The organism is Aeromicrobium sp. UC242_57, assembly GCF_044452305.1.
GTDB lineage: Bacteria > Actinomycetota > Actinomycetes > Propionibacteriales > Nocardioidaceae > Aeromicrobium.
On record NZ_JBIOAM010000001.1, the window covers coordinates 482,090 to 507,160 of the forward strand.

21 protein-coding genes and 5 pseudogenes are annotated in these 25,071 nt (G+C 67.2%); 23 read left to right on the plus strand and 3 right to left on the minus strand.

Features of this window, described 5'->3' with window-relative positions; all coding sequences use genetic code 11:
* From ftsW to ACHMWU_RS03345, 13 genes and pseudogenes are all read left to right on the plus strand, one after another.
* On the plus strand, positions 1–1,221 hold the full coding sequence (gene ftsW, locus ACHMWU_RS03285; RefSeq protein ID WP_396041630.1) for a putative lipid II flippase FtsW: 1,221 nt from the start codon (positions 1–3) through the stop codon (positions 1,219–1,221).
* A gap of 3 nt (positions 1,222–1,224) precedes the next feature.
* Positions 1,225–2,299: pseudogene (gene murG, locus ACHMWU_RS03290) on the plus strand (undecaprenyldiphospho-muramoylpentapeptide beta-N-acetylglucosaminyltransferase).
* Between the two features lie 47 nt (positions 2,300–2,346).
* Positions 2,347–3,699, plus strand: a complete 1,353-nt coding sequence (murC, locus tag ACHMWU_RS03295) for a UDP-N-acetylmuramate--L-alanine ligase (RefSeq protein WP_396041631.1) — start codon at positions 2,347–2,349, stop codon at positions 3,697–3,699.
* Entirely contained in the window at positions 3,696–4,421 is a 726-nt protein-coding gene (locus ACHMWU_RS03300) for a cell division protein FtsQ/DivIB (protein ID WP_396041632.1), read from the plus strand. Before murC ends, ACHMWU_RS03300 begins: the two co-directional genes overlap by 4 nt.
* Before the next feature lie 195 nt (positions 4,422–4,616).
* On the plus strand, positions 4,617–5,816 hold the full coding sequence (gene ftsZ / locus ACHMWU_RS03305; protein WP_396041633.1) for a cell division protein FtsZ: 1,200 nt from the start codon (positions 4,617–4,619) through the stop codon (positions 5,814–5,816).
* A gap of 11 nt (positions 5,817–5,827) precedes the next feature.
* On the plus strand, positions 5,828–6,547 hold the full coding sequence (locus tag ACHMWU_RS03310) for a polyphenol oxidase family protein (protein ID WP_396041634.1): 720 nt from the start codon (positions 5,828–5,830) through the stop codon (positions 6,545–6,547).
* 85 nt (positions 6,548–6,632) lie between these two features.
* Positions 6,633–7,106, plus strand: a pseudogene (locus ACHMWU_RS03315) (alanine racemase); the annotation flags it as partial.
* A 180-nt stretch (positions 7,107–7,286) separates the two neighbouring features.
* Positions 7,287–7,778 (plus strand): cell division protein SepF, encoded by a 492-nt coding sequence (locus ACHMWU_RS03320; RefSeq protein WP_396041848.1) that lies wholly within the window; start codon positions 7,287–7,289, stop codon positions 7,776–7,778.
* Between the two features lie 3 nt (positions 7,779–7,781).
* Complete coding sequence (locus ACHMWU_RS03325) at positions 7,782–8,078, plus strand: YggT family protein (protein ID WP_396041635.1); 297 nt, start codon at positions 7,782–7,784, stop codon at positions 8,076–8,078.
* 130 nt (positions 8,079–8,208) lie between these two features.
* Positions 8,209–8,697 (plus strand): DivIVA domain-containing protein, encoded by a 489-nt coding sequence (locus ACHMWU_RS03330; RefSeq protein WP_396041636.1) that lies wholly within the window; start codon positions 8,209–8,211, stop codon positions 8,695–8,697.
* Positions 8,639–9,106: a hypothetical protein gene (locus ACHMWU_RS03335; protein WP_396041637.1), complete on the plus strand. Its 468-nt coding sequence runs from the start codon at positions 8,639–8,641 to the stop codon at positions 9,104–9,106. The genes ACHMWU_RS03330 and ACHMWU_RS03335 overlap by 59 nt, the downstream gene beginning before the upstream one ends.
* Before the next feature lie 594 nt (positions 9,107–9,700).
* Positions 9,701–10,282, plus strand: a complete 582-nt coding sequence (locus ACHMWU_RS03340; RefSeq protein ID WP_396041638.1) for a hypothetical protein — start codon at positions 9,701–9,703, stop codon at positions 10,280–10,282.
* Positions 10,283–10,334: 52 nt separating this feature from the next.
* Positions 10,335–10,721 (plus strand): hypothetical protein, encoded by a 387-nt coding sequence (locus ACHMWU_RS03345; RefSeq protein ID WP_396041639.1) that lies wholly within the window; start codon positions 10,335–10,337, stop codon positions 10,719–10,721.
* 9 nt (positions 10,722–10,730) lie between these two features.
* On the opposite strand, the pseudogene ileS reads toward ACHMWU_RS03345, so the two are convergent.
* Positions 10,731–13,876 (minus strand): annotated as a pseudogene (gene ileS, locus ACHMWU_RS03350) (isoleucine--tRNA ligase).
* A gap of 200 nt (positions 13,877–14,076) precedes the next feature.
* On the opposite strand from ileS, the gene ACHMWU_RS03355 reads away from it, so the two are divergent.
* From ACHMWU_RS03355 to ACHMWU_RS03390, 8 genes and pseudogenes are all read left to right on the plus strand, one after another.
* Entirely contained in the window at positions 14,077–14,352 is a 276-nt protein-coding gene (locus ACHMWU_RS03355; RefSeq protein WP_396041640.1) for a TraR/DksA family transcriptional regulator, read from the plus strand.
* Positions 14,325–14,882, plus strand: coding sequence for a signal peptidase II (gene lspA, locus ACHMWU_RS03360; protein WP_396041641.1), 558 nt, complete (start codon positions 14,325–14,327; stop codon positions 14,880–14,882). Before ACHMWU_RS03355 ends, lspA begins: the two co-directional genes overlap by 28 nt.
* Before the next feature lie 51 nt (positions 14,883–14,933).
* Entirely contained in the window at positions 14,934–15,842 is a 909-nt protein-coding gene (locus tag ACHMWU_RS03365; RefSeq protein WP_396041849.1) for an RluA family pseudouridine synthase, read from the plus strand.
* Positions 15,843–15,987: 145 nt separating this feature from the next.
* Positions 15,988–16,748: pseudogene (locus ACHMWU_RS03370) on the plus strand (MetQ/NlpA family ABC transporter substrate-binding protein); the annotation flags it as partial.
* Between the two features lie 238 nt (positions 16,749–16,986).
* Positions 16,987–17,976 carry a methionine ABC transporter ATP-binding protein gene (locus tag ACHMWU_RS03375; RefSeq protein ID WP_396041642.1) on the plus strand — a complete coding sequence of 330 codons (990 nt, stop codon included), beginning with the start codon at positions 16,987–16,989 and terminating at the stop codon, positions 17,974–17,976.
* Positions 17,977–18,016: 40 nt separating this feature from the next.
* Positions 18,017–18,676 carry a methionine ABC transporter permease gene (locus ACHMWU_RS03380; RefSeq protein ID WP_396041643.1) on the plus strand — a complete coding sequence of 220 codons (660 nt, stop codon included), beginning with the start codon at positions 18,017–18,019 and terminating at the stop codon, positions 18,674–18,676.
* Between the two features lie 189 nt (positions 18,677–18,865).
* A pseudogene (locus tag ACHMWU_RS03385) lies at positions 18,866–19,462 on the plus strand (aminotransferase class I/II-fold pyridoxal phosphate-dependent enzyme); the annotation flags it as partial.
* Positions 19,463–19,694: 232 nt separating this feature from the next.
* Positions 19,695–19,940: a hypothetical protein gene (locus tag ACHMWU_RS03390; RefSeq protein ID WP_396041850.1), complete on the plus strand. Its 246-nt coding sequence runs from the start codon at positions 19,695–19,697 to the stop codon at positions 19,938–19,940.
* A gap of 41 nt (positions 19,941–19,981) precedes the next feature.
* Here ACHMWU_RS03390 and ACHMWU_RS03395 read toward each other — a convergent pair whose 3' ends face one another.
* Positions 19,982–20,389, minus strand: coding sequence for an iron chaperone (locus ACHMWU_RS03395; RefSeq protein ID WP_396041644.1), 408 nt, complete (start codon positions 20,387–20,389; stop codon positions 19,982–19,984).
* Positions 20,390–20,519: 130 nt separating this feature from the next.
* Between ACHMWU_RS03395 and dnaE the strand changes: the two genes are divergently transcribed.
* A complete protein-coding gene (dnaE, locus tag ACHMWU_RS03400; RefSeq protein ID WP_396041645.1) occupies positions 20,520–24,056 on the plus strand; it encodes a DNA polymerase III subunit alpha in 3,537 nt (1,178 codons plus the stop codon).
* Positions 24,057–24,111: 55 nt separating this feature from the next.
* A complete protein-coding gene (locus ACHMWU_RS03405) occupies positions 24,112–24,561 on the plus strand; it encodes a hypothetical protein (protein ID WP_396041646.1) in 450 nt (149 codons plus the stop codon).
* Here ACHMWU_RS03405 and ybaK read toward each other — a convergent pair.
* Positions 24,558–25,049, minus strand: coding sequence for a Cys-tRNA(Pro) deacylase (ybaK, locus tag ACHMWU_RS03410; RefSeq protein ID WP_396041647.1), 492 nt, complete (start codon positions 25,047–25,049; stop codon positions 24,558–24,560). The two genes, ACHMWU_RS03405 and ybaK, sit on opposite strands and share 4 nt — an antisense overlap.
* Between the last annotated feature and the right edge of the window lie 22 nt (positions 25,050–25,071).

Here is a 25,071-nt window from a genome sequence, read left to right on the forward strand (position 1 = left end):
GTGCAGGCGGCGATGAGCTCCCGACGTCGAGCGACGACCACCCGCGATCATCGTCGCGGTCCGCTCCATCCTCGAACGTCCGCTCGCGTCGTACCAGATCCTGCTCGGGACGACGGCGCTGCTGCTGGGCATCGGGCTGATCATGGTGCTGAGCGCCAGCTCGGTGTTCGCGCTGATCAACCAAGGCAGCTCGTTCGCGATCATCATCCGTCGCTGATCTTCGCCGTCCTCGGCCTGACGGGCGCCTACGTCATGGTCCGGATGCCCCTGACGACGTTGCGCAAGCTGATCCTGCCTGCCCTGATCGGCTCGGTGCTCCTGGTCGCCGTGACCCTGATCCCGGGGGTCGGGATCACGGTCAACGGCAACCGCAACTGGCTGCCGCTGTTCGGCGGGTTCAGGCTACAGCCGTCCGAGTTCGCCAAGCTGGCCCTGGTGCTGTGGATCGCCGATCTTTACGCCCGTCGGCAAAAATCCCTCGACATCCCGCGCTACATCCTGACGCCGATGGTGCCGGTCGCCGGGGCCGTGGCCCTGCTCGTCGTGGCGCAGCGCGACCTCGGCACGGCGCTCGTGATCTTCGCGCTGACCGTCGGCATGCTGTGGGTCGCTGGCCTGCCGGGACGGCACATGGGCGCGATCCTGGCCGCGCTGTTCCTCGGCCTGCTGGTTGCCGTGGCCCAGTCACCGCACCGGGTCGAACGACTGCTCAACTTCACCAATCCCCAGGCCGATGCCGACAGTGCGGGCTACCAGGCGATCCACGGCATGATGGCGTTCGCCACCGGTGGCTTCTGGGGCGTGGGGCTCGGCGGAAGCCGGCAGAAGTGGGGCTCCCTGCCCGAGGCGCACACCGACTTCATCCTCGCCGTGATCGGCGAGGAGCTTGGCCTGGTCGGTACGTTCGTCGTGCTGGCGCTGTTCGTGCTGCTGGGCTTCGCCGGCATCCGGGTCGCGACCCGCACCCGCGAGCCGTTCGTCCGCTACGCGGCGGCAGGGATCACGATCTGGCTCATGATCCAGGCCGTCATCAACATCGGCATGGTGCTCGGGCTGCTGCCCGTCATCGGTGTGCCTCTTCCCCTGATCTCCTACGGAGGATCCAGCTTGCTCGTCACCCTGGTTGCCCTGGGCATCCTGATCAACTGTGCGACCACCGAGCCCGGGGCCCAACGCGCCCTCGCGGCAGGCCGGGCCAATCGCAGACGAGGGAGGAAGTAGAACATGCGCGTCCTGCTCGCCGGCGGCGGTACCGCCGGCCACACGTCGCCGCTCCTGGCTACCGCGGCCGTGCTGGCCGAACGTGGCGTCGAGATCACCTGCCTCGGCACAGCACGCGGGCTCGAGGTCACCTTGATCCCGCAGGCCGGCTACCCGCTCGAGCTCGTGCCGCCCGTGCCGCTTCCGCGCAAGCCCGGCAAGGCCATGCTGCAGGTGCCGTCGCGCCTGCGGGCTGCGGTCAAGGCGACCCGCGAGGTCGTCGACCGGGTGCAGCCCGACGTCATCGTCGGATTCGGCGGATACGTCTCGGTGCCGGCCTACCTGGTGGCGCGCAGCCGCAAGATCCCGTTGGTCGTGCACGAAGGCAACGCGATCGCCGGAGTCGCCAACAAGCTCGGCGCCCGGTTCACCAAGCACGTCGCGACGGCTTTTCCCGACACCCGAGCTGCGTCACGGCCACTACATGGGCCTGCCGATCCGTCGCGAGATCTCGACGCTCGACCGGGCAGCACGTCGCGCCGAGGCCAGGGAGTTCTTCGGCCTCGACGCCGACCGTCCGACACTGCTCGTGACGGGTGGCTCGCAGGGTGCCCGCCGCATCAACCACGCCGTCTCGGCGGCCTCGCGTGACCTGGCCGATGCCGGCATCCAGGTGCTGCATGCCGCGGGTCGCCCCGAAGAGGTCACGGTGCATCCGCGCGAGGGAGATCCGCCGTACGTCACGGTGCCGTTCATCGACCGCATGGATCTGGCCTATGCGGCAGCCGATCTCATCGTGTGCCGGGCCGGGGCCAACACCGTCACCGAGGCAGCGGCGATCGGTCTGCCCGCGGCGTTCGTCCCGCTGCCCATCGGCAACGGCGAGCAGGCCCACAACGCCCATTCCGTGGTGCAGGCCGGGGGAGCGCTGCTGATCGACGACGCGGCACTGACGCCGGCATGGATCGACAACGTCGTCATCCCGTTGATCTCCCACCCGGGACGGCTCGCCGCGATGTCGGCTGCCGCCTCCGACATCGTCCCGCGCGATGCCGACGTGCGTCTGGCCGAGATGATCTGGCGGGCTGCGGACGCATGAGGATTCCGATACCTTCTGAGATTCCGCCGGCCGCTGATCTGGGCAGCGTGTTCTTCATCGGCGTCGGCGGTGCAGGTCTCTCCGCGATCGCCAGGCTCATGGTGCAGCAGGGCATCACGGTCGCCGGCAGCGATGCTGCCGACTCGGCCGTGCTCGCCGCGCTGCGCGCCGAGGGCATCACGTGCCACGTCGGACATGATGCGGCGCACCTGGCCGGGGTCGACACCGTCATCGCGTCCACCGCGGTGCACGACGACAATCCCGAGATCGTGGAGGCGGTCCGTCGCGGCCTGCGGCTGTGGCCGCGCTCGGCCGGACTACGATCGGTCATGCAGGGACGTCGGACGATCGCGGTGGCCGGCACGCACGGCAAGACCACGACGTCGGCGATGTTGTCGTGCGCGCTGATTGCGGCCGGCGCCGCGCCCTCGTACGCGATCGGTGCCGAGGTCGCGAGCCTGGGAGCCAACGCCAGGCTCGGTGCAGGTGACCTGCTGGTGGCGGAGGCCGACGAGAGCGACGGGGCCTTCCTGGTCTACGAGCCCGAAGGCGCGATCGTGACCAACGTCGAGGCCGATCATCTCGACAACTACGGAACTGCCGAGGCCTACGCCGCGGCATTCGACGAGTTCATCGGCAACATCGGCGACTTCGTGGTGCTCAACAGCGATGACGACGGCGCAGCGGCGCTCGCGGCCAGAGCGCGACAGCGCGGGCTCGACGTGGTCCTGGCCGGCTTCGGCGAGGACGCCGGCTTGCGTGGCCACGCGCTTGTGGTCGAGGGCAGCGTCACGACCTTCACGGTCTCGCACCACGGTGTCGACCTGGGCCAGGTGCGACTTGCGGTCCCGGGGGCGCACTACGCGGTCGATGCGCTGCTCGCCCTGGGGGCCGGCATCGTCCTGGGCCAGAACGTCGACCTGTTGATCGCGGGGCTCGCTGCCTACACCGGAGCAGACCGCAGGATGCAGCTGCTCGGCGCGGCCGGGGGAGTCCGGGTCTACGACTCCTATGCCCACCATCCGACCGAGATCCGTGCCGACCTGGCGGCTGCCCGCGCCATCGCCGGCACCGACCGGCTCGTGGTGGCCTATCAGTCCCACCTGGTCAGCCGCACCAAGATCTACGGTGCCGAGATGGGCCGCGAGCTGTCGGCGGCCGACCGGGTCTTCCTGGCCGACATCTACCTGGCTCGTGAGGTGGCCGATCCGGCCGTGACGCCGCGCCTCATCGCCGACGCCGTGACGGGGCCGGAGGTCACGGTGGCCGGGCCGGTGGCGACCTTGGCTGCTGCGCTGCTGCCCGAGCTGCACCCCGGCGACCTGTTGCTGACCCTCGGCGCGGGCGACATCACCAAGGTCGGGCCGGAGGTCCTCGCGGCGCTCGAGGCACGGGCGTGACCGACCAGCGTTTCATCGAGCGGGCCCGCCAGGACCGCCGCCGCAAGCTCAAGCGCATCGGCCTCGGCGTGCTGATCGTCACAGCGGCTGGCGCACTTGGCTGGCTCGTCTGGTTCTCGTCGGTCCTGGCCGTGAGCGAGGTCAAGGTCGGCGGCCTGACGACGCTTACAGAATCGCGCATCCTGACCGTCGCGCAGGTGCCCGAAGGTGAGCCGTTGGCACGCGTCGACCTGACGCAGATCGAGGAGCGGGTCGCCTCCCTCGAACGGGTCAGCGAGGTGTCGGTCTCGCGCTCGTGGCCCCGCGCGATCTCGATCGAGGTCGTCGAGCGCAAGGCCGTCATGTGGTCGACGATCGGCGGACGGGTGCGCGGCATCGATCGCGACGGGATCGATTTCCGCTCGTACCGCAAGGGGCCCGACGACCTGGTCGAGGCCACGATCTCGATCACCGATGCCGACCAGCGGCTCGAGACGACGCAGTCGGTGGCGTCGGTCGTCGATCTCGTGACGCGCAAGGACCGGGCTCTGCGCGAGCAGGTGCGGACCATCGGGGCGAGCACCAAGGACTCGATCGAGATCGGTCTGACCAAGGGACGCACGGTGGTCTGGGGGAGCGCAGCCGACGGCGAGCGCAAGCTTCGCGGTGCTGCGTTCGCTGCTGGACATCAAGGCGGCGCGGTACGACGTCAGTGCGCCGACCAGCCGACGACCCGGCAGTAGCCAGCGGCGTGTCGCGCCGACTCCCAGCCGACGACCCGGCAGTAGCCAGCGGCGTGTCGCGCCGACTCCCACGAGTCCCACGCGTACCGTTCTTCTTAGGTCAGAGGTTGACATAACTATAACCCTCCACTTGACGGTTAGGGTTTCGCACCTCGGTTCTCCACATTCTTCAAGCATCCTCGGAAGGGACACACGATGGCGGTCCAGAACTACCTCGCCGTGATCAAGGTCGTCGGCATCGGCGGAGGCGGCGTCAACGCCGTCAACCGCATGATCGAGGTGGGGCTCAAGGGAGTCGAGTTCATCGCGATCAACACCGACGCCCAGGCGCTGCTCATGAGCGACGCCGACGTCAAGCTCGACGTCGGCCGTGACTCCACCCGCGGGCTCGGTGCCGGCGCGAACCCCGAGATCGGCAAGCAGGCCGCCGAGGACCACGCCGAGGAGATCGAGGCTGCCATCAAGGGCGCCGACATGGTCTTCGTCACCGCTGGCGAGGGTGGCGGCACCGGCACCGGTGGAGCACCCGTCGTGGCCCGGATCGCCCGCTCGCTGGGCGCCCTGACGATCGGTGTCGTCACGCGTCCGTTCAAGTTCGAGGGACGTAACCGGTCCAACCAGGCCGATCACGGCATCCAGGCGCTGCGCGACGAGGTCGACACGCTCATCGTGATCCCGAACGACCGACTGCTGTCAATCAGCGATCCCAACGTCAGTCTGCTCGACTCCTTCCGCCAGGCCGACCAGGTCCTGCACCAAGGCGTGTCGGGCATCACCGACCTGATCACGACCCCGGGTCTGATCAACCTCGACTTCGCCGACGTCAAGTCGGTCATGTCCGATGCTGGCTCAGCGCTCATGGGCATCGGCTCGGCGCGCGGAGAGCACCGGGCTGCTGTCGCGGCCGAGAGCGCCGTGTCCAGCCCGCTGCTCGAGGCGTCGATCGAGGGTGCCCGCGGCGTCCTGCTGTCGATCGCCGGTGGCTCCGACCTCGGCCTGTTCGAGATCAACGAGGCTGCCGGCCTCGTCGCCGACGCGGTGCACCCCGAGGCCAACATCATCTTCGGTGCCGTGATCGACGATGCACTCGGCGACGAGGTCAGGGTCACCGTGATCGCTGCCGGCTTCGACGGTGGCGAGCCCATGCTGCGCGACGCCACTCGTCCGGCGTTGCTGAGGGACGGGCAGGCACCTGCGGCCGCGTCCGCAGCACCTACCCCGGCTGCACCCCCGGCCGCGGCTCCGCCCACGGCGACGACCTACCTGCCGCCCGATCCCTTCCTCGACGGCCAGAACCCGCCGCCCGAAGATGGTGCCGGCAACTCGACGATTCCTGCCGAGCCGCTGCCCACGACGTACGGCGACGACCTCGACGTGCCCGACTTCCTGCGCTAGCAGCTACGGCGTTGTTCTGGAACTCGCAGACCTCAGGAAAGGTCGACCTCGCCTTCACCGACCGAGAAGGCGGGGTCAGCCACGGTCCATGGGGCTCGTTGAACCTCGGCACGTCCAATGGCGACGATCCGGCTCTGGTCGACAGCAACCTCGCCCGGGTCGCCGAAGCCCTCGGCGTCCGGCGTCTCGTGCGGATGACCCAGGTGCACGGTGCATCTGCGGCCTGGGTCGAGGACGTCGCGCCCGGTGAGATCCCCGAGGCCGACGTGCTGCTCTCGCGCACGCCAGGCGTCGGGCTGCTGGTCCGGGTTGCCGACTGCACGCCGGTCGTGATCGCTGCGACCGACGAGTCCTTGGTCGCCGTGGTGCACTGTGGCCGCGCAGGCCTGCTGGCCGGGGTGGTGCCCGCTGCTGTCGATGAGCTGCGTGCCCATGGCGCAACGGCTCTGCAGGCATGGGTCGGACCTCGCGCCTGCGGTCGGTGCTACGAGCTGCCGCAGGAGATGGTCGACGACGTCGCCCAGACGTTTCCCGACGCACGGTCGACGACCAGCTGGGGCACCCCGGCGGTCGACGTCGGCGCCGGCGTCCTCAGCCGGCTCGCTGCGCTCGACGTGCAGACCACCGATCTGGCCGCCGACGAGTGCACGATCGAGGACGAACGCTGGTTCTCCTACCGTCGGCAGGGCCAGGACTCAGGACGCTTCGGAGCCGTGGCGGTGATCCGATGAACGCGCCGAGTCGTCGCGACGGCTCGCCGCAGGCCTGGCCGAGACGCAGGAGCGGATCGCTGCCGCCTGCGCAGCAGCGGGCCGGGTGCGCAGCGACCTCACGCTCGTCGCCGTCACCAAGACCTACCCGGCCTCCGACGTCGACCTGCTGGCCGACCTGGGCGTCACCGACGTGGGGGAGAACCGTCATCCCGAGGCAGGTGAGAAGGCTCACGCGGTCGAGGCGAGCGTGCGCTGGCACTTCCTCGGCGGCTTGCAGACCAACAAGGCCGGCGCTGTGGCTCGCTACGCCGACGTCGTCCACAGCGTCGACCGGATCAAGCTCGTCAACGCGCTGTCACGCGGAGCCGAAGCGGCACAACGTCGGCTGACCTGTCTCGTCCAGGTCGACTTCGACGCCACCGATCCAGGCCGAGCGGGTGCTGTTCCGGCCGATATCGGCCCAGTGGCCGACGCCATCGCGTCCGCGCCGGGGCTCGTGCTCGGTGGCCTGATGACGGTCGCGCCGCTCGGCGACGACCCGAAGCCTCACTTCGAGCACCTCGCTCGGCTGTCGGCTGATCTGCGCCGTGACCATCCCGAGGCGTCGATCATCTCGGCCGGCATGAGCGGGCGACTTCGAGGACGCGATCAGCTCTGGCGCGACACACCTTCGCATCGGGCGTTCGATACTCGGTGCACGGCCTTCCAACCGGTAACCTCAAGACTGTTACAACCGACTCAGACACACGGAGCAATCATGGCTGGCGCAATGCGTAAAGTCGGCGAATACCTCGGCCTCGTCGAGCAGGCCGACTTCGACGACGAGTTCGACGAAGACTTCGAGACGCCCGAGCCGGCTCCTCGTCAGAGCCGCCAGCCGGCTGTCGTGCGTCCTGCTCCGGTCGCCAACATCGATGAACGCCGTCGCAGCGAGCCGCGCCCCGAGCGCCGCGCCTCGACCGCGTCCGATCTCGCACGCATCGAGACCGTGACTCCCCGCACCTACAACGACGCCCGCACGGTCGGTGAGCACTACCGCTCCGGTGTGCCGGTCATCATGAACCTGTCCGAGATCGACGACGACGACGCCAAGCGCCTGGTCGACTTCGCTGCAGGCCTCGTGTTCGCGGTGCACGGATCGATCAACCGCGTCACCGCCAAGGTCTTCCTCCTGTCGCCCGAGAACATCGAGGTCACAGACGAGGACAAGCAGCGCATCGCTGCCGGCGGCTTCTACAACCAGAGCTGACGCATGACCTCTGCCGATATCGGTCAGGTGCTGAACCTGATCCTGTACGTCGCGCTCATCGTCCTGATCGCCCGGTTCATCCTCGACTGGGTCCAGCTGTTCGCCCGCAACTGGCGGCCACGCGGCTTCGTCCTGATCATCTGCGAAGTGCTGTACTCCGTCACCGACCCGCCGTTGCGCGCTGTGCGCAAGCTGCTTCCGCCGCTGCGTCTGGGGCAGGTCATGCTCGATCTCTCGCCGATGATTCTGATCATTGGCATCTACATCCTCCAGGCGATCGTTCGCAGCGTCTTCTTCTGACCGGCGTCCCAGCCCGACGTGGTGATGACCACGTGTCAGCATCGGGATGCCTGTGGCAGAACTTCAGGATGACCGAGTACGGTGGAGACTCCGAGTCCCCAGGACTAATTCCCAACCCCGAGGTGTACTCATGCCACTGACGCCAGAGGATGTGCGTAACAAGCGCTTTACGCCTGTCCGTCTTCGCGAAGGCTATGACATGGGCGAAGTCGACCAGTTTCTTGACGAGGTCGAGGCCGAACTCGAGCGTCTGACGGTCGAGAACGAGGAACTTCGCGCCAAGGTAGCCGCCGCATCGACCGGCGAACCGACCGGACTGATCCCGGCCCTTTCGTCGTCGACCCCCGCCCAGCAGACACCGCCGGCTCCGGCCGTCCAGGAGCCCGTGAAGGCTGTTGTGCCGACACCGGCACCTGAGCCGACTCCCGAGCCTGAGCCGACACAGGCCCCGGTCGTCGCGGCTGCACCCGCCCCCGAGCGTCCGCGCCCGACGATGGGCGACGCCTCCTCGGCGGCCGCTCGACTGCTCGAGATCGCCTCCAACAACGCCGAACCAGCCGATGGACGCGGCGAAGGAAGAAGCCGATCGCATCGTCGGCGAGGCGAAGGCCAAGGCTGAGCGTCTGACCAACGAAGCACGTGGCAAGGCCGACCGACTCGAGACCGACGCTCGCATCCGCGCGCAGAAGCTCGACGAGGAGACCAACGAGCGTCGCACTCAGGCTGTCGCGACGATCGAACGTGATCGTTACGAGATCCAGCGCGAGGTCGAGCACCTGCGGGCCTATGAGCGCGAGTACCGGGCACGGCTCAAGAACTACTTCCAGAGCCAGCTCGACCAGCCGCAGCCAACGAGAGCACGACGACGTCAGAGCCCGTCCAGACGCCAGCAGATGCGGCTCCTCGCCGCCTCCGCTCGCTCCTGGGCGACGACGAGAGCTTCTGAGCGAGAGCTAGCGCCGAGCTTCCAACGACAAGGCCTCCTGCACCATGACTGGTGCGGGAGGCTTTGCTGTCGCCCGCGGTGATTGCGGACACGTTGTTGCAAAAGACGGACAACTGGATCGAGCCTCAGGTAATCTCGTCGAGGTTGCCGTCATCAAGGAGTTCGTGCACGTGTCGTTCATCACCCGATCCGGGACCGCTGTGCTCGGACTCGTCGGAGCCCTCGTGATCGGAGTGCTGGGGTCTGGCCCTGCGCTGGCCGAGGAAGGCCCCGAGGCCACGAATCCGCAGGAGCCCACGGCTCAACGTCCGACGCTCATGATTCTAGGTGACTCGATCTCGGCGAACAGCCGATACGGAGACACCAAGATCACGCCGTGGTGGCGGCACGTCGCCGATGTGCTGGACGCTGCATCACCGGTGATCCTTTCGGCTCAAGTAGGCAGCGGGATGGTCAACCGCGGAAACAACAAGCCCCCTGTGACGCTCGAAGGCGTGGACAAGCTCAGTGCCCGGTGCAATGGCTCGACATTCGGTCAGCGACTCAAGGAACTCGTCCGAGCCGATCCTGATGTGGTGATTGTGGCCGGCGGTCGCAACGACTTCAAGAAGTGCCGGCGTGGGGAGATCCAGAGCTCGCCACGCCCACGGAGCAACGTGACGGCATCCGGCAGTTCATGCGTGAGCTTCGCGCGTCGACGAAGAGCATCGGGGTGCGTCCCGCAGATGTGTACGTCACGAGCCCGTGGGGGACGGCTTTCGACCAGTACCGTGACGGCATTCAGCATGACATCGAGAAGTACGCCACCGCCCAGGGATTCTCCTGGATCCAGCCGCCGAGCCTGGCTGACAAGTTCACCTCTGACGGCACGCACCCGACTCAAGCGGGAGTGCGCAAGCTCGCAGACCTGATTCTCGCCAGCTCGACGCTCCCTCAGCGTTTTGGCGTCGCCGTGCCTACGTCTGAGCCGGTCGAGGTGAGATGTGCGGGGACATCGGCTTGTCGGTCCGCCCAGGCGTTCGTCGGGCCGTCAGCTGCGAATGCCGGTCGTCATCGGTACTGGGGTCAGGCGGTGTCCTCGAGCACCAACTATGCGGCCTACCGTCTGACCCACGGCGGCCGCCGCACCCCGAGACTGCCTGGCACGAGCGCGCTGGAGTGGCGCGTCGGGGCCCTAGAGACGGGCGTGAAGGTCACCGGCGTGCCCAAGGTCGGCTCGTTGGCGTGGTGGCCGCACGATCCCCAACCTTCCCGGTGATCGCAAGGGACACGTTGCATACGTCGAGAAGGTCTATCCTGACCGCGACGCTGTGCTGGTCTCGGAGTACCGGCGGTCGACGGGCTTCCGCGTCGTCAAGTACAGCGGCAGTGCCTTCCCGCGCAGCTTCCTGGCTTTCAAGACGTCGAACGGCAGTCCCGCCGGTGCCGCGACGGCGATGACATCGAGCAAGGCGCGGTCCGTGACCGTCAGCGGCTACGTCTCGGCACCCGGCACGACACGCGTCGCGCTACGGGTCAAGATCGTGCGCGCAGGCAGGACGCTGATCCTGCCCGTCAAGAGGAAGGCGGCTGGGTTCTACTTCCGGTCGACGGTCTCGGCGCAGTCGATGCCGCGCGGCAAGGCCAAGGTCACGGTGCTGGCGAGTGCTGGCAAGAAGACCAGGACCTTGGGCAGTCGCAGCGTCACGATCCGCTGACAGCCGTTCTCAGGCCTTCGCGATCGTGAAGGCGAGTCCGAGGTCGGCATCGGTGAACGAGTGATCGTCCGCCGACTGTGAGATCTCGGTTGCCAGCACCTCGTCGGCGATCAGGCCCTGATGGGCCGTCAGCGCGTCGGCCATCGCGGTCTCGGCGTTCCAGGTGACCGTGATGCGGTCGCTGACGTCGAGACCTGAGGACTTGCGTGCCTCCTGGATGATCCGGATGGCCTCGCGGGCCAGGCCAGCGCGGCGCAGGTCGTCGTCGAGCTCGAGATCGAGTGCGACGGTCTCGCCCTGGTCGTTGACGACCGACCGACCTTCGCGCGGGTGCTCGGCGATGATGACGTCATCGGGACCGACGTCGATGGTCTCGCCGTCGAGCTCGACTGTCGTGGTGCCGGTGGCTGACAGCTCGGCGGCCAGACGTCCGGCATCGGCGGCGGCGATGGCACCGGCGACCTGCGGGGTCTGCTTGCCGAAGCGCTTGCCGAGGTTGCGGAAGTTGCCCTTGGCCGAGTGGTCGACCAGGTCGCCCGTGGTCTCGAACGACTCGAGCGAACGGACGTTCAGCTCTTCGGCGATCTCGGCGCGCAGCTCGGCGCTCAACAGGGCGTAGGCCTGCGAGCCGACGACTGCACGCCGCAACGGCTGACGGGTCTTGGCCTTGGCCTCAGCGCGGGCCGCACGCCCGAGCTCGACGACCCGGCGCGCCAGACGCATCTGCGCATCGAGGTTGTCGTCGACCAAGGAGGAGTCGGCCTTGGGCCACGTCGCGAGGTGGACCGAGCGGGGCAGCTCGTCGGAGGTTGCGGCGAAGAGGTCTTGCCAGACCCGTTCGGTGATGAACGGGGTCAATGGAGCCATCACCAGGGTCACCAGGTGCAGGGTCTCGTGCAGCGTCGCGAGGGCTGAGGTGTCACCGGCCCAGAAACGACGCCGTGAACGGCGCACGTACCAGTTGGACAGCAGGTCGACGTAGGACGCGATCAGGGTGCCGGCACGCTGCGTGTCGAACTCCTCGAGCGCATCGGTGACCTGCTGGGTCAGCCGGTGCGCCTCGCCGAGGATCCAGCGGTCCATCGCCGGACGGTCGGCGAAGGCCGGAGCCTCAGCCGCAGGCGTCCAGTCGTTCGCGCCGGCGTACAGCACGTGGAACGCCGTGGTGTTCCAGTAGGTCAGCAGCACCTTGCGGACGATCTCGGACAGCGCGTTGTGGCCGATGCGGCGCGGGGCCCACGGTGAGCCGGAGCAGGCCATGAACCAGCGCAGCGCGTCGGCGCCGTGCTCGTCCATCAACGGCATGGGCAACAAGATGTTGCCCAGGTGCTTGCTCATCTTCTTGCCGTCCTCGGCGAGGATGTGGCCGAGGCACACGACGTTCTCGTACGAGCTCTGGTCGAAGACCAGGGTGCCGACGGCCATGAGCGAGTAGAACCAGCCGCGGGTCTGGTCGATCGCCTCGCAGATGTACTGGGCGGGGTAGGCCTGCTCGAACTTCTCGGCCGATCCGGGCACGTGGGGATAGCCATGCTGCGCGAACGGCATCGAGCCGGAGTCGAACCAGGCGTCGATGACGTCGGGGACGCGCCGGTAGGTGCCGGCCTCGCCGTCGATCTCGAAGGTCACGTCGTCGATGAACGGGCGGTGCGGGTCGAGGCCCGACAGGTCGCGGCCGGTCAGCGTCGACAGCTCGGCCAGAGACTCGATGCACACGAGCTTGGTCGGGTCTTGGTCATTGCGCCAGATCGGCAGGGGAGTGCCCCAGTAGCGGCTGCGCGACAGCGACCAGTCGATGTTGTTGGTCAGCCAGTCGCCGTACCGGCCGTTCTTGATCGTCTCGGGGAACCAGTTGGTGTTGGCGTTCTCGGCCAGCAAGCGATCTTTGACCGCGGTGGTGCGGATGTACCAGGCGGGCAGCGCGTAGTACATCAACGGCGTGTGGCAGCGCCAGCAGTGGGGGTAGGAGTGCTCGTAGGCCAGCTCGCGGAACATCAGCCCGCGCGCGGTCAGATCGTCGGCGAGCGTGCGGTCTGCGGTCTTGAAGAACATCCCGCCGACCAGCGGGACGTCGTCCTCGAAGTGCCCGTCGGGCCGGATCGGGTTGACGACGGGCAGGTCGTAGGCCTTGCAGACCGCCATGTCGTCGGCGCCGAAGGCAGGGGACTGGTGCACGAGACCCGTGCCGTCCTCGGCCGTGACGTAGTCGGCCAGCACGATGAAGTGCGCCTCTTCTGGGAACTGGACCAGCTCGAACGGACGCTGGTACGTCCACCGCTCCATGTCGCGGCCGCTGATCGTCTCGCCGGTGAGCGTCCAGCCCTCGCCGAGGGCCTTGCCCACCAGGGACTCCGCGACGAGGAGCGTTTCGTTGCCGTCGGTGGCCAGGACGTAGGTGAACTCGGGGTTGACGGCGACCGCGGTGTTGGACACGAGGGTCCACGGTGTGGTGGTCCACACCAGCAGCGAGGCCTGGCCTGCGAACGGCCCCGACGTGAGCGGGAAGCGGACGTACACCGACGGATCGGTGATGGTCTCGTAGCCCTGCGCCAGCTCGTGGTCGGACAGCGTGGTGCCGCAGCGCGGGCAGTAGGGCGCGACCCGGTAGTCCTCGGACAGCAGGCCCTTCTTGAAGATCGTCGACAGCGCCCACCAGACGCTCTCGACGTACGCGGGCTCCATCGTGCGGTACGGATTGGCCATGTCGACCCAGTAGCCCATGCGGTCGGTCATCTCTTCGAAGAGATCGGTGTTGCGCACGACGGCCTCACGGCACTTGGCGTTGAACTCGGCGATGCCGAACGCCTCGATGTCGAGCTTGCCGTTGAAGCCGGCTCTTTCTCGACCGCGATCTCGACCGGGAGACCGTGGCAGTCCCAGCCGGCCTTGCGGTCGACGTGGTAGCCCTGCATCGTCTTGAACCGCGGGAACACGTCCTTGAAGACACGCGCCTCGACGTGGTGGGTTCCGGGCGTCCCGTTAGCCGTCGGAGGGCCTTCGTAGAACGTCCACCGGGGTGCGTCGGGCGGGGTGTCGAGGCTGGCGGCGAAGGTGCCCTGATCGGCCCAGAGGTCGAGAATCTCGCGCTCCAGCACCGGCAGATCGATGTGGGCGGGAACGGGGCGATAGGACGCGTGCGAAGTCACCCGCACGATTCTACGGGTGAGCGACGACGACTCTGCGGCGGTGCGAGTTGCTCTTGGCGATTCTGAGGTCTAATCTCCACGCATGCCAAACACCAAGCTCGCCGTGCGAGCCGATGAGACGCCATGGACCGCCGCAGAGGCCAAGGAAGTGCGGGCCGAGCTGGAAGCCGACCTCATCCGCCTGCGAGGAGAGCTCGACCAGTCCGCTCGTGCGGCTGCAGGACCTGCTCCGCGACGGCGTCGACGGCGCGGGCAACGACCAGGCCGATGTGGGCTCCAAGGGCCTCGAGCGGGATGCCGAGATGTCGCTTGCGGCCAACCAGCGAGAGCTGCTGCTGCAGACCGAGAAGGCGCTCGATCGTCTCGACAAGGGCAGCTACGGACAGTGCGAGGTCTGCGGAGAGGCGATCGGCAAGAATCGTCTGATCGCGTTCCCACGTGCCACACTGTGCATGACATGCAAGCAGCGCGAGGAGCGTCGCTGAGCCCTGGCGACGACCACGGCGCGACCACACGGACATACGTACGACTGTTTGCAGTCGTCACGGTGCTGGTGTTCGTCCTCGACCAGGTGACCAAGGTCATCGCGGTCGAGAAGCTGCAGGGCCGTGAGTCGATCGAGCTAATTCCTGGTGTGTTGTCGCTGACATTTCTGCGCAACCCCGGGGCGGCGCTGAGCGCCGGCGCCGGCTTCACCCTGCTGCTGAGCCTGGTGGCGATCGCCGTCTGTGTCGGAGTCATCCGGGCCGCGACACGGTTGCGCGACAAGGGCTGGGCCATCGGTCTTGGGCTGCTGCTCGCCGGCGCCCTCGGCAACTTGATGGACCGGATCTTCCGGGAGCCGTCGCCGCTGAAAGGTCATGTGGTCGACTTCATCGACTACGGGGTCTTCGTCGGCAACGTCGCCGACATCGCCCTGACGTTTGCGGCCGTCATCATCGTGTGGCGCGCCTGGCGCGGAGTCGGCCTCGACGGCACGCGCGAAGAGAAAGCACCTGGGAAGAAGAAGTCATGACGTCTCGCTGGACCCCACTGGCTGGACCCCGCCGAGCTCGAGCACAGGGTCATCCACGTTCCCGAGGGCCTGGCCGGCGAACGGGTCGACAGCGCGTTGGCTCGACTGCTCGGCCTGTCGCGCACCCGCGCCAGCGAGCTCGTCGCAGCCGGGCTCGTGACGGTCGACGGGCAGGCTCCGGCCAAGTCCGACCGCGTCATGCCCGGTGCACTGCTCGAGGCGTCGATCCCGGCGCCGCGGCGCGCCGTCGTCGTGGCGACCGAGGTCGAGGGCATGCAGATCGTGTTCCAGGACGACGACATCGTCGTGGTCGACAAGCCCATCGGTGTCGCGGCCCACCCGAGCGTCGGCTGGACCGGTCCCACGGTGCTCGATCACCTGGCCGGCGTCGGCATCCGGATCTCCACCTCGGGCGCTCCTGAGCGTCAGGGCATCGTGCACCGGCTCGACGTCGGCACGAGCGGGCTGATGGCGGTCGCCAAGTCCGAGCACGCGTACACCGTGCTCAAGCAGGCGTTCCGCGATCGCACGGTCGAGAAGACCTATCACGCGCTGGTGCAGGGACACCCCGATCCGCACACCGGCACGATCGACGCCCCCATCGCTCGGCACCCCAAGCACGACTTCAAGTTCACGGTCAAGGACGGCGGCCGCGACAGCATCACGCACTACGACACGCTCGAGGCGCACCGTTTCGCGAGCCTGCTGACGATCAAGCTGGAGACCGGCCGGACACACCAGATCCGCGTCCACATGAGTGCGATTCATCACCCGTGCGTCGGCGACCTGATGTACGGAGCCGATCCGACGCTCGCCAAGCGGGTCGACCTCGACCGCCAGTGGCTGCACGCCAAGGGCCTGGCCTTCACGCACCCGCGCAGCGGCGAGTGGGTCGAGTTCAGCTCGGAGTACCCCGACGACCTGGTCCATGCACTCGAGGTCGTCCGCGCCGCCGAATAGCCTCTGTGAGGCACGACACCGGCCGAATCCCACATCGTGAGAACCGTCCGGACGGTACAGCGAAGTTTCCTAACGTGTGAGTCGCCGCGGAGCACCCTCTGCGGGATCACAGCCCGGCCACCAGCCGGTACGAAAGGAACTCCCGATGTCCGAGAACCTCATCGAGGCACCGAAGAAGAACCGCGGGCTCATCGCGGTCATCGCCGTCATCGTGCTCGCGGTCGTCGCGGCCCTCATCTTCTTCCTGACCCGCGGTGACGACGACGCCTCGGCCGCCGAAGGCAAGACCGTCAAGATCGGCGTCGTCGGCGCCAGCGACCCGTACTGGGCCGTCTACAAGGACGCTGCGGCGAAGGCCGGCATCAAGGTCGACATCGTCGACTTCACCGAGTACACGCAGCCCAACCCGGCCGTCGACGCAGGTGAGCTCGACCTCAACCAGTTCCAGCACATCGTCTACCTGGCCGACTACAACGTCTCGAACGACAAGAACCTCGTGCCGATCGGCTCGACCGCGATCTACCCGCTGGGCCTGTACTCCAAGAAGTACGACTCGGCGCAGGACATCCCCGACGGCTCGACCGTCGCAGTCCCGACGACGCCAGCAACCAGGCGCGCGGACTGCTGATCCTGCAGTCGGCTGGCCTGATCACGCTGAAGGACGGCGGCACGATCTTCTCCGACCTGTCCGACGTCGACAAGGACGCCTCCCGCGTCAAGGTCAAGGACCTCTCGGCAGACATCACCGCCACGAGCCTCGACGACCTGGCCGGCGCGATCATCAACAACGACTTCGTCGAGAAGGCCGGCCTCAAGTTCGCCGACGCGATCGCGCAGGACGACCCGGCCGATCCGAACGCCCTGCCGTACGTCAAGCATCTTCGCGGCTCGCGCCGAGGACAAGGACAACGCGACGTACCTGAAGCCGTCAAGATCTTCCAGGACACCAAGGCCGTGACCGACGGTCTGCAGGAGGTCTCGGGCGGCACGGCCCAGCTGGTGAAGACGCCAGTCGCCGACCTCGAGACCTCGCTGGCCAAGGTCGAGAAGGACACGGCTGCCACCAAGTGACTCAGCGGTCGTGAGTCCCGGGCGAGGGATCCCCTCGCCCGGGACTTCGCTGCTGCTTCGGGAGGAATATTTCATGCCCATCATCGAGCTTCGAGGAATCTCGAAGACCTTTCCACCGGCCCGCCGGGGTGCCTCGCCCGTCGAGGCGGTGCGCGACGTCGACCTGTCGATCGACGCCGGCGAGATCGTCGGCATCGTCGGCTACTCCGGTGCCGGCAAGTCGACGCTGGTACGGCTCGTCAACGCGCTGGAGCCAGCGACGTCCGGCTCCTTGCTGGTCGACGGCACCGACCTGACACAACTGCGCGAGCGCCAGCTGCAGAAGGTCCGGCTCGACATCGGCATGATCTTTCAGCAGTTCAACCTGTTCGGCTCGCGAACGGTCTGGGGCAACATCGCGTACCCGCTCGAGGTCGCGAAGGTGCCGAAGGCCGAGCAGCAGAAGCGCATCTCCGACCTGCTGCACTTCGTCGGTCTGGCCGACAAGGCCCACGCCTGGCCCGAACAGCTGTCCGGTGGGCAGAAGCAGCGGGTCGGCATCGCCCGCGCACTGGCGACATCGCCGAAGATCCTGCTCGCCGACGAGGCCACCAGTGCGCTCGACCCGGAGACGACCGTCGAGGTGCTGCGTCTGCTCAAGAAGGTCAACACCGACCTCGGGATCACGATCGTGGTCATCACGCACGAGATGGACGTCGTCAAGACGATCGCCGACCGCGTCGTCGTGATGGAGGAAGGCCGCATCGTCGAGCAGGGACCGGTCTTCGACATCTTCTCCAGGCCCCAGCACGCCGCGACCCAGCGCTTCGTCTCGACGCTGGTCGACGACGTGCCCGACGAGGCCTCGGTCGCCGCGCTGCGACGGCGGCACCCCGGTCGGCTCGTGACGTTGTCGTTCCGCGACGAGTCGGTGAGTCAGTCAGCTGTCTTCGCCGAGATCATCGGCCGTGGAGTCGAGTTCGAGCTGGTCTTCGGCGGCGTCGAGGACGTGCGCGGACGGGCGTTCGGCCATCTGACCCTCGAGCTGCGCCAGGTGACCCGCCTGCGGTCGACGAGGCGGTGAGGGCGGTCAGCGCCCTCGTCGAGACGACGGAGGTGGCCTGATGGATCGCGTGTGGGGAGCCGCGGCTCGATTCCTCGATGGTCTGTGGACCACGATCTGGCTCGCGGGCGCCGGGCTCGTGATCGGTGGCCTGCTCGGTCTGGCGATCGGCACGGGGCTGTACGTGAGCCGCGGTGGGGGGATCCTGGCGAGCAGGCCGGTCAACGTGGTGCTCAACTTCCTGGTCAACTTCCTGCGGCCGATCCCGTTCGTGCTGCTCGCGATGGCACTGCAGCCGGTCGTCCGGCACTTCGGGATCCCCGGCATCGGCAACGGGTACGCACTTGTCACGATCGTGTTCGCCTCGACGTTCGGCATCGCGCGCATCGTCGAGCAGAACCTGGTGAGCGTCGACCCCGGCGTGCTCGAAGCGGCGCGTGCCATGGGGGCCAGCAGGTTCAAGGTCGTGACGTCGGTGCTGCTGCCAGAGGCCCTCGGCCCGCTGATCCTCGGCTTCACCTTCGCGCTCGTGGCGATCGTCGACATGACCGCGATCGTGGGCATCATCGGTGCCGACAGCCTGGGCAAGGTCGCCTTGACGTACGGGCTCAAGCAGTTCAACTGGACCGTGGTCGCGGTCGCGATCCTGCTTGTCATCATCATCGTCCAGATCGGACAGCTGGTCGGAAACGCCCTCGCGCGCAAGGTCATGCGGCGCTGATCCGCTCGCTGGCGGGAACCCGGGGGATGGAACAATGGCGCGCATGAGTCCTGCCGTGCGCCAGTCCGAGAAGTCGAGGGATGTCCTCTACGACATCCGTGGACCCGTCAGCGCCCGAGCAGCCGCCCTGGAGGCGGAAGGGCACCGCATCCTGAAGCCAACATCGGCGATCCGCAGTCGTTCGGCTTCATGGCACCCGACGAGATCTTGCAGGACGTCATCGCGGCCTTGCCGACCTCGGCGGGCTACTCCGACTCGCGTGGCATCCTGCCGGCTCGACGCGCGGTGGTGCACCACTACCAGCTGCAAGAGGGCTTTCCGACGATCGACATCGACGACGTCTGGATCGGCAACGGGGTCTCCGAGCTGATCCAGGTGGCGCTGCAGGCACTGCTCAACAACGGCGACGAAGTGCTGATCCCGATCCCCGACTACCCGTTGTGGACCGCGGTGACCAACCTCGCCGGCGGCGTGCCCGTGCACTACCTGTGCGACGAGGAGAACGACTGGAACCCCGATCTGGCCGACCTGGAGTCCAAGATCACCGACCGCACGAGGGTCCTCGTGGTGATCAACCCCAACAACCCGTCGGGTGCCGTCTACTCGCGCTCGACCCTTGTCGGCATCGCGGACCTGGCGCGCAAGCACAACCTCGTGCTGATGGCCGACGAGATCTACGACAAGATCCTCTACGACGACGCCGTGCACATCCCGATGGCGTCGATCGCCCCCGATCTGCTGACGCTGACGTTCAACGGCCTGTCCAAGGCTTACCGGGTGTGCGGATTCCGGTCCGGCTGGATGGTGGCGACCGGCCCCCTGGAGAAGGCGCGCGACTACCTCGAGGGCATCACGTTGCTCGCCTCGATGCGACTGTGCCCCAACGTCCCGGCGCAGAATGCGATCCAGGTCGCCCTGGGCGGGTATCAGTCGATCAACGAGCTGATCCTGCCCGGCGGGCGCCTGCTGGAGCAGCGCGACACCGTCGTGTGGGAGCGAGAAGATCCCCGGCGTCTCGGTGGTCAGGCCCAAGGGTGGCTTGTACGCGTTCCCGAAGCTCGATCCGGAGGTCTACCCGATCAAGGACGATCAGCAGCTGGCGCTGGACCTGCTGCTGCAGGAGAAGATCCTGCTGACCCAGGGGACCGGTTTCAACTGGCCCGACCCCGATCACCTGCGCATCGTGATGCTGCCGTGGGCGCGCGACCTCTCCGACGCGATCCAGCGGCTCGGCAACTTCCTGAGCACCTACGAGCAGGTCTAGGCGCTCGGCTTCTGACGGAAGAATCTGGTTGTGTCGAACGGCTACTTGCCGGACTTCTTGCGGGCGGCGAAGGCCTCGGCCTCGGCGAGGCGGAACGTGGCGATGCGTCCGATCAGGTCGACCGGCAGGGGCTCGTCGAGCGGGAACCGGATGGCCGACTTTGACGTCTTGTAGGCGGCCAGCTCGTCGTCGAATGCGGCGAACGCGCCGGCGGTGGGGAAGAAGTTGAGCGACGTGTGCTCGGTGTAGCCCGAGAACTGGACGACCACGACGCCGTGCTGCTTGTAGGCCGGGATGTTGTAGCTGATGGTCTCGTCGGCATCGGGCAGGGCAGCCCGGATGACCCGGCGCATCTCGACCAGCCGAGGCTCCACGTCATAGGTCGAGGCCTCGATGAACTCGTCGACGGTGGTGAACGTGCGCTTGTCGTCTTCTGCGTGGCCGGTCATCCCTCAAGTATCCGCGAACCGGTTTTGGCCCGGACGGCGGGACGACACCGGCGTGGTGGCAGTTCTCGTCGGAGGCCTCGACTAGGCTGTAGACCTTCCCCCCACGCCGCGCCGAGGAGGCCTTTGTTCGATGTCGAGTGACTCGTCTTTCGTGCACCTGCACGTCCACACGGAGTACTCGATGCTCGACGGCGCAGCCCTGCTCGACGGCCTGTTCGAGCGCACCGCAGAGCTCCAGATGCCGGCGATCGCCATGACCGATCACGGCAACCTGCACGGCGCCTACGACTTCTGGAGCAAGGCCAAGGCCCACGGCGTCAAGCCGATCATCGGCATGGAGGCCTACCTCACGCCCAACATCCCGCGCAGCGAGAAGAAGGCTGTGCTGTGGAACAAGGGAGCTCGTGACGCCGACGTCGCGGGTCGTGGCGCCTACACCCACATGACGCTGCTGTCCGAGACCACCGAGGGCATGCACAACCTGTTCCGCATCGGCTCGTATGCAAGTCTCGAAGGCCAGTACCGCAAGCCGCGCGCCGACCGCGACCTGTTGCAGCGCTATGGCAAGGGCCTGATCGCGACGACCGGCTGCCCGTCCGGAGAGATCCAGACCTGGCTGCGCATCGGCAACTACGAGAAGGCCCGTGCCTCGGCCGCCGAGTTCCAAGACATCTTCGGCAAGGAGAACTTCTTCCTCGAGCTGATGGACCACGGGCTCGAGATCGAGCGCACCGTGCGCGACGGGCTGCTGCGGCTCAAGGACGATCTCGGCCTGCCGCCCATCGCGACGAACGACTCGCACTACACGAGCCCTGAAGACGCCGAGGCCCACTCAGCCCTGCTGTGCGTCCAGTCGGGCTCGACGCTGACCGATCCCAACCGGTTCAAGTTCGACTCCAACGACTTCTACATCAAGTCCGCCGCCGAGATGCGCGACCTGTGGGAAGACCGGTTCGACCTCAAGGAGGCGTGCGACAACACGCTGCTGATCGCCGAGCGCTGCAACGTCGAGTTCACCGAGTCCAACGGCGGCTACATGGCGCGCGCCGACGTCCCCGAGGGCGAGACCGAGGAGTCCTGGTTCGTCAAGGAGGTCTGGCGCGGCGTCGAGAGCCGCTATCCCGGCGACAAGATGACCGACGAGGTGCGGGCGCGCACGAACATGGAGCTCGACGTCGTCCGTACCAAGGGCTACTGCGGCTACTACCTGGTGGTGGCCGACTTCATCAACTGGGCCAAGGACAACGGCATCCGGGTGGGCCCCGGCCGTGGCTCGGGCGCCGGCTCGATCGCGGCGTACGCGCTGCGGATCACCGACATCTGCCCTCTGACCCACGGCCTGATCTTCGAGCGGTTCCTCAACCCCGAGCGCCCCTCGATGCCCGACTTCGACATCGACTTCGACGAGCGTCGTCGCGCCGAGGTCATTCGCTACGTCAGCAACAAGTACGGCGAAGAGCGCGTCGCGATGATCGCGACGTTCGGCCGGCTCAAGTCCAAGGCTGCGATCAAGGACGCCGCCCGCGTCATGGACTATCCCTTCTCGCACGGCGAGCGCATCACCAAGGCGCTGCCCGCCGACATCATGGGCAAGGGCGTGCCGCTCAAGGGATTGTTCGACAAGGAGCACAAGCGCTACGGCGATGCTGCCGACTTCCGCAAGCTGCACGACGACGACGCCGACGTCCGCAAGATCTACCAGACCGCGCTGGGCCTCGAAGGACAGATCCGTCAGTGGGGCGTGCACGCCGCCGGCGTCATCATGTCGAGCGATCCGCTGATCGACATCGTCCCGATCATGAAGCGCGAGCAAGACGGCGCGATCATCACCCAGTTCGACTACCCGATGTGCGAGTCGCTCGGGCTGGTCAAGATGGACTTCCTGGGCCTGCGCAACCTCACGGTGCTCGACGACGCGATCGAGAACATCAAGCGCAACCGCGACATCGACCTGGTGCTCGAAGACCTCGACTTCGAAGATCCGGCGACCTACGACCTGCTGGCCGCCGGTGAGACGCTCGGCGTCTTCCAGCTCGACGGCGGGCCGATGCGCGCGCTGCTGCGCAGCATGAAGCCCGACAAGTTCGAGGACATCTCGGCTGTCGGTGCGCTCTATCGTCCCGGCCCCATGGGCGCTGACTCGCACAACAAGTACGCCCGACGCAAGAACGGCCGCGAGCCGATCGACCCGATCCACCCCGATCTGGCCGAGGCGCTCGAGCCGGTGCTGGGTGAGACCTACGGGTTGATCGTCTACCAAGAGCAGGTCATGGAGATCGCTCAGGTGCTCGCGGGATTCTCGCTCGGACAAGCCGACAACCTGCGGCGCGCGATGGGCAAGAAGAAGAAGTCCGAGCTCGACAAGCAGTACGCGGGCTTCCAGCAGGGCATGATCGATCGCGGCTACTCGCAGAAGTCGATCACCACGTTGTGGGACATCCTGCTCCCGTTCTCCGACTACGCCTTCAACAAGGCCCACTCCGCGGCCTACGGCGTCATCTCCTACTGGACCGCGTACCTCAAGGCCAACTTCCCGGCCGAGTACATGGCCGCGCTGCTGACCAGCACGCGCGTCGACAAGGACAAGTCGGCGATCTACCTCAACGAGTGCCGTCGCATGGGGATCAAGGTGCTGCCGCCCGACGTCAACGAGTCGGTGTCCAACTTCGCGTCGGTCGGTGCCGACATCCGCTTCGGGCTCGGAGCGATCCGCAACATCGGCGAGAACGTCGTGGCTGGCATCGTCGAGGGCCGCACCGACAACGGCCCGTACACCGACTTCAACGACTTCCTCGACAAGGTGCCGACCCAGGTCTGCAACAAGCGCGTCCTCGACTCGCTGATCAAGGCCGGTGCCTTCGACTCGATGGGGCATCGTCGGCGTGCCCTGACGACGGTGGCCGAAGAAGCCGTCGACAAGTACATCGACCTCAAGCGGCAGGCCGCGATCGGCCAGGACTCCTTGTTCGGCGGCATGGACGATGCGTTCACCGGCGACAGCGTCGAGGTGCCCGAGTCGCTGCCGGAGTGGGAGAAGACCCAGCTGCTGGCCTTCGAGCGCGACATGCTCGGCCTCTACGTCTCCGACCACCCGCTGCAGGGCCTCGAGCATGTGCTGCGGGCCAGCAGCGACTGCACGGTCGGTGGCTTGCTGACCAACTCCGAGCTGCCCGACGGCAGCACGATCCGCATCTGCGGCCTCATCACGGGGGTGCAGCGCCGGATGAGCAAGAAGGGCGACCCCTGGGCCTCGATCACGATCGAGGACCTCGAGGGCGGTATCGAGGTCATGGTGTTCCCCGGCGCCTACCAGCTCGCGATGCCGGTGCTCAATCCCGACACGATCGTCGTGGTCAAGGGCCGAGTGCGTCGCAAGGACGACGGTCTCGAGCTCAACGCGCTCGAGGTCACGATGCCTGCGATGGGATCGGGCGGCCCCGACCGCCCCTTGGTCGTGACGTTGCCGGTCGCGCGGTGCACGAGCGACACGATCGGCACGTTCAAGCAGGTCCTGTCGACCCATCCGGGCATGTCCGAGGTGCACCTGCGGCTGGTCGGCAACGGCTCGACCAAGGTCATGCGTCTCGACGACAAGCGACGTGTGGCACAGTCGTCCTCACTGATCGCCGATCTCAAAGAATTGCTGGGACCCCATTGTTTGCAGTAGTGCAGTGTCTGTCATAGCCCAGTCCGTCGAGCGACCGTCTCGGCGCAGGCTGCTCTTGACCACGTGGGCGTTCCTGGGCCTTGGACTCGTCGGTGGCCTGGCCTGGCTGTGGCTGGCCAGCCCGGCACAGTGGGAGGCCCGCAGCAACGGCCTCGTGCTCACCGAGGCGGGAGCCCAAGGGCAGTTCTCGGTCATCGTGACCTTCGTGATCGTCGGCGCGATCGGCTCGCTGCTGCTCGGAGCCGTGGCAGGTCGGTCGTGTTCGGGGCTCGGCTGGGCCGTCACGCCGTTCGTCGTCGTCTTGGCGCTGGTGGCAGCTGTCATCGCCTGGCGGGTCGGCGTCGAGCTCGGCCCTCCCGATCCGTCCTCCGTGTCGGTCAGCGCGGTGGGCGACAAGGTTCCTGCCCAGCTGGCGATCGACACCGTCGTGCCGTTCCTGGTGTGGCCGATCGCGGCGCTGCTGGGCGTGGTGCTGGCTATCAGCGCCGACCGTCGCGAGATCTAGCGCGCGATCCGTGCCACGACGGCTCGGGTCATGTGCACCAGGTCGGCGGGCTGAAGTTCGGCCTCCAGGCCGCGTCGCCCGCCGGAGACGAAGATCGTCGGCCACTGGGCAGCCGACTTGTCGATCACGGTCCGGTGGGCCTTCTTCTGCCCGATGGGGGAGATCCCGCCGATGACGTAGCCGGTGGCCCGTTGAGCCTGGCCGGTGTCGGCCATCTGTGCCCGCTTGCCGCCGAGCGCATCGGCCAGCGCCTTGAGGTCGAGCGAGCCCATGACCGGCACGACACCGACGCACAGCTCGCCGTCGATCAGCGCCATCAAGGTCTTGAAGACCCGTCCGGGCTCGACGCCGAGCGCTCGGGCAGCCTCCATCCCGAAGGACTCCGCACGAGGGTCGTGGACGTACGAGTGCGGCGTGAAAGGGACATTCGCCCGATGGAGCGCGATGAATGCCGGGGTTGCGTCGGTGGGCTTCTTGTTGGCGGCCACAAGCCCACCGTAATGGGTCCGT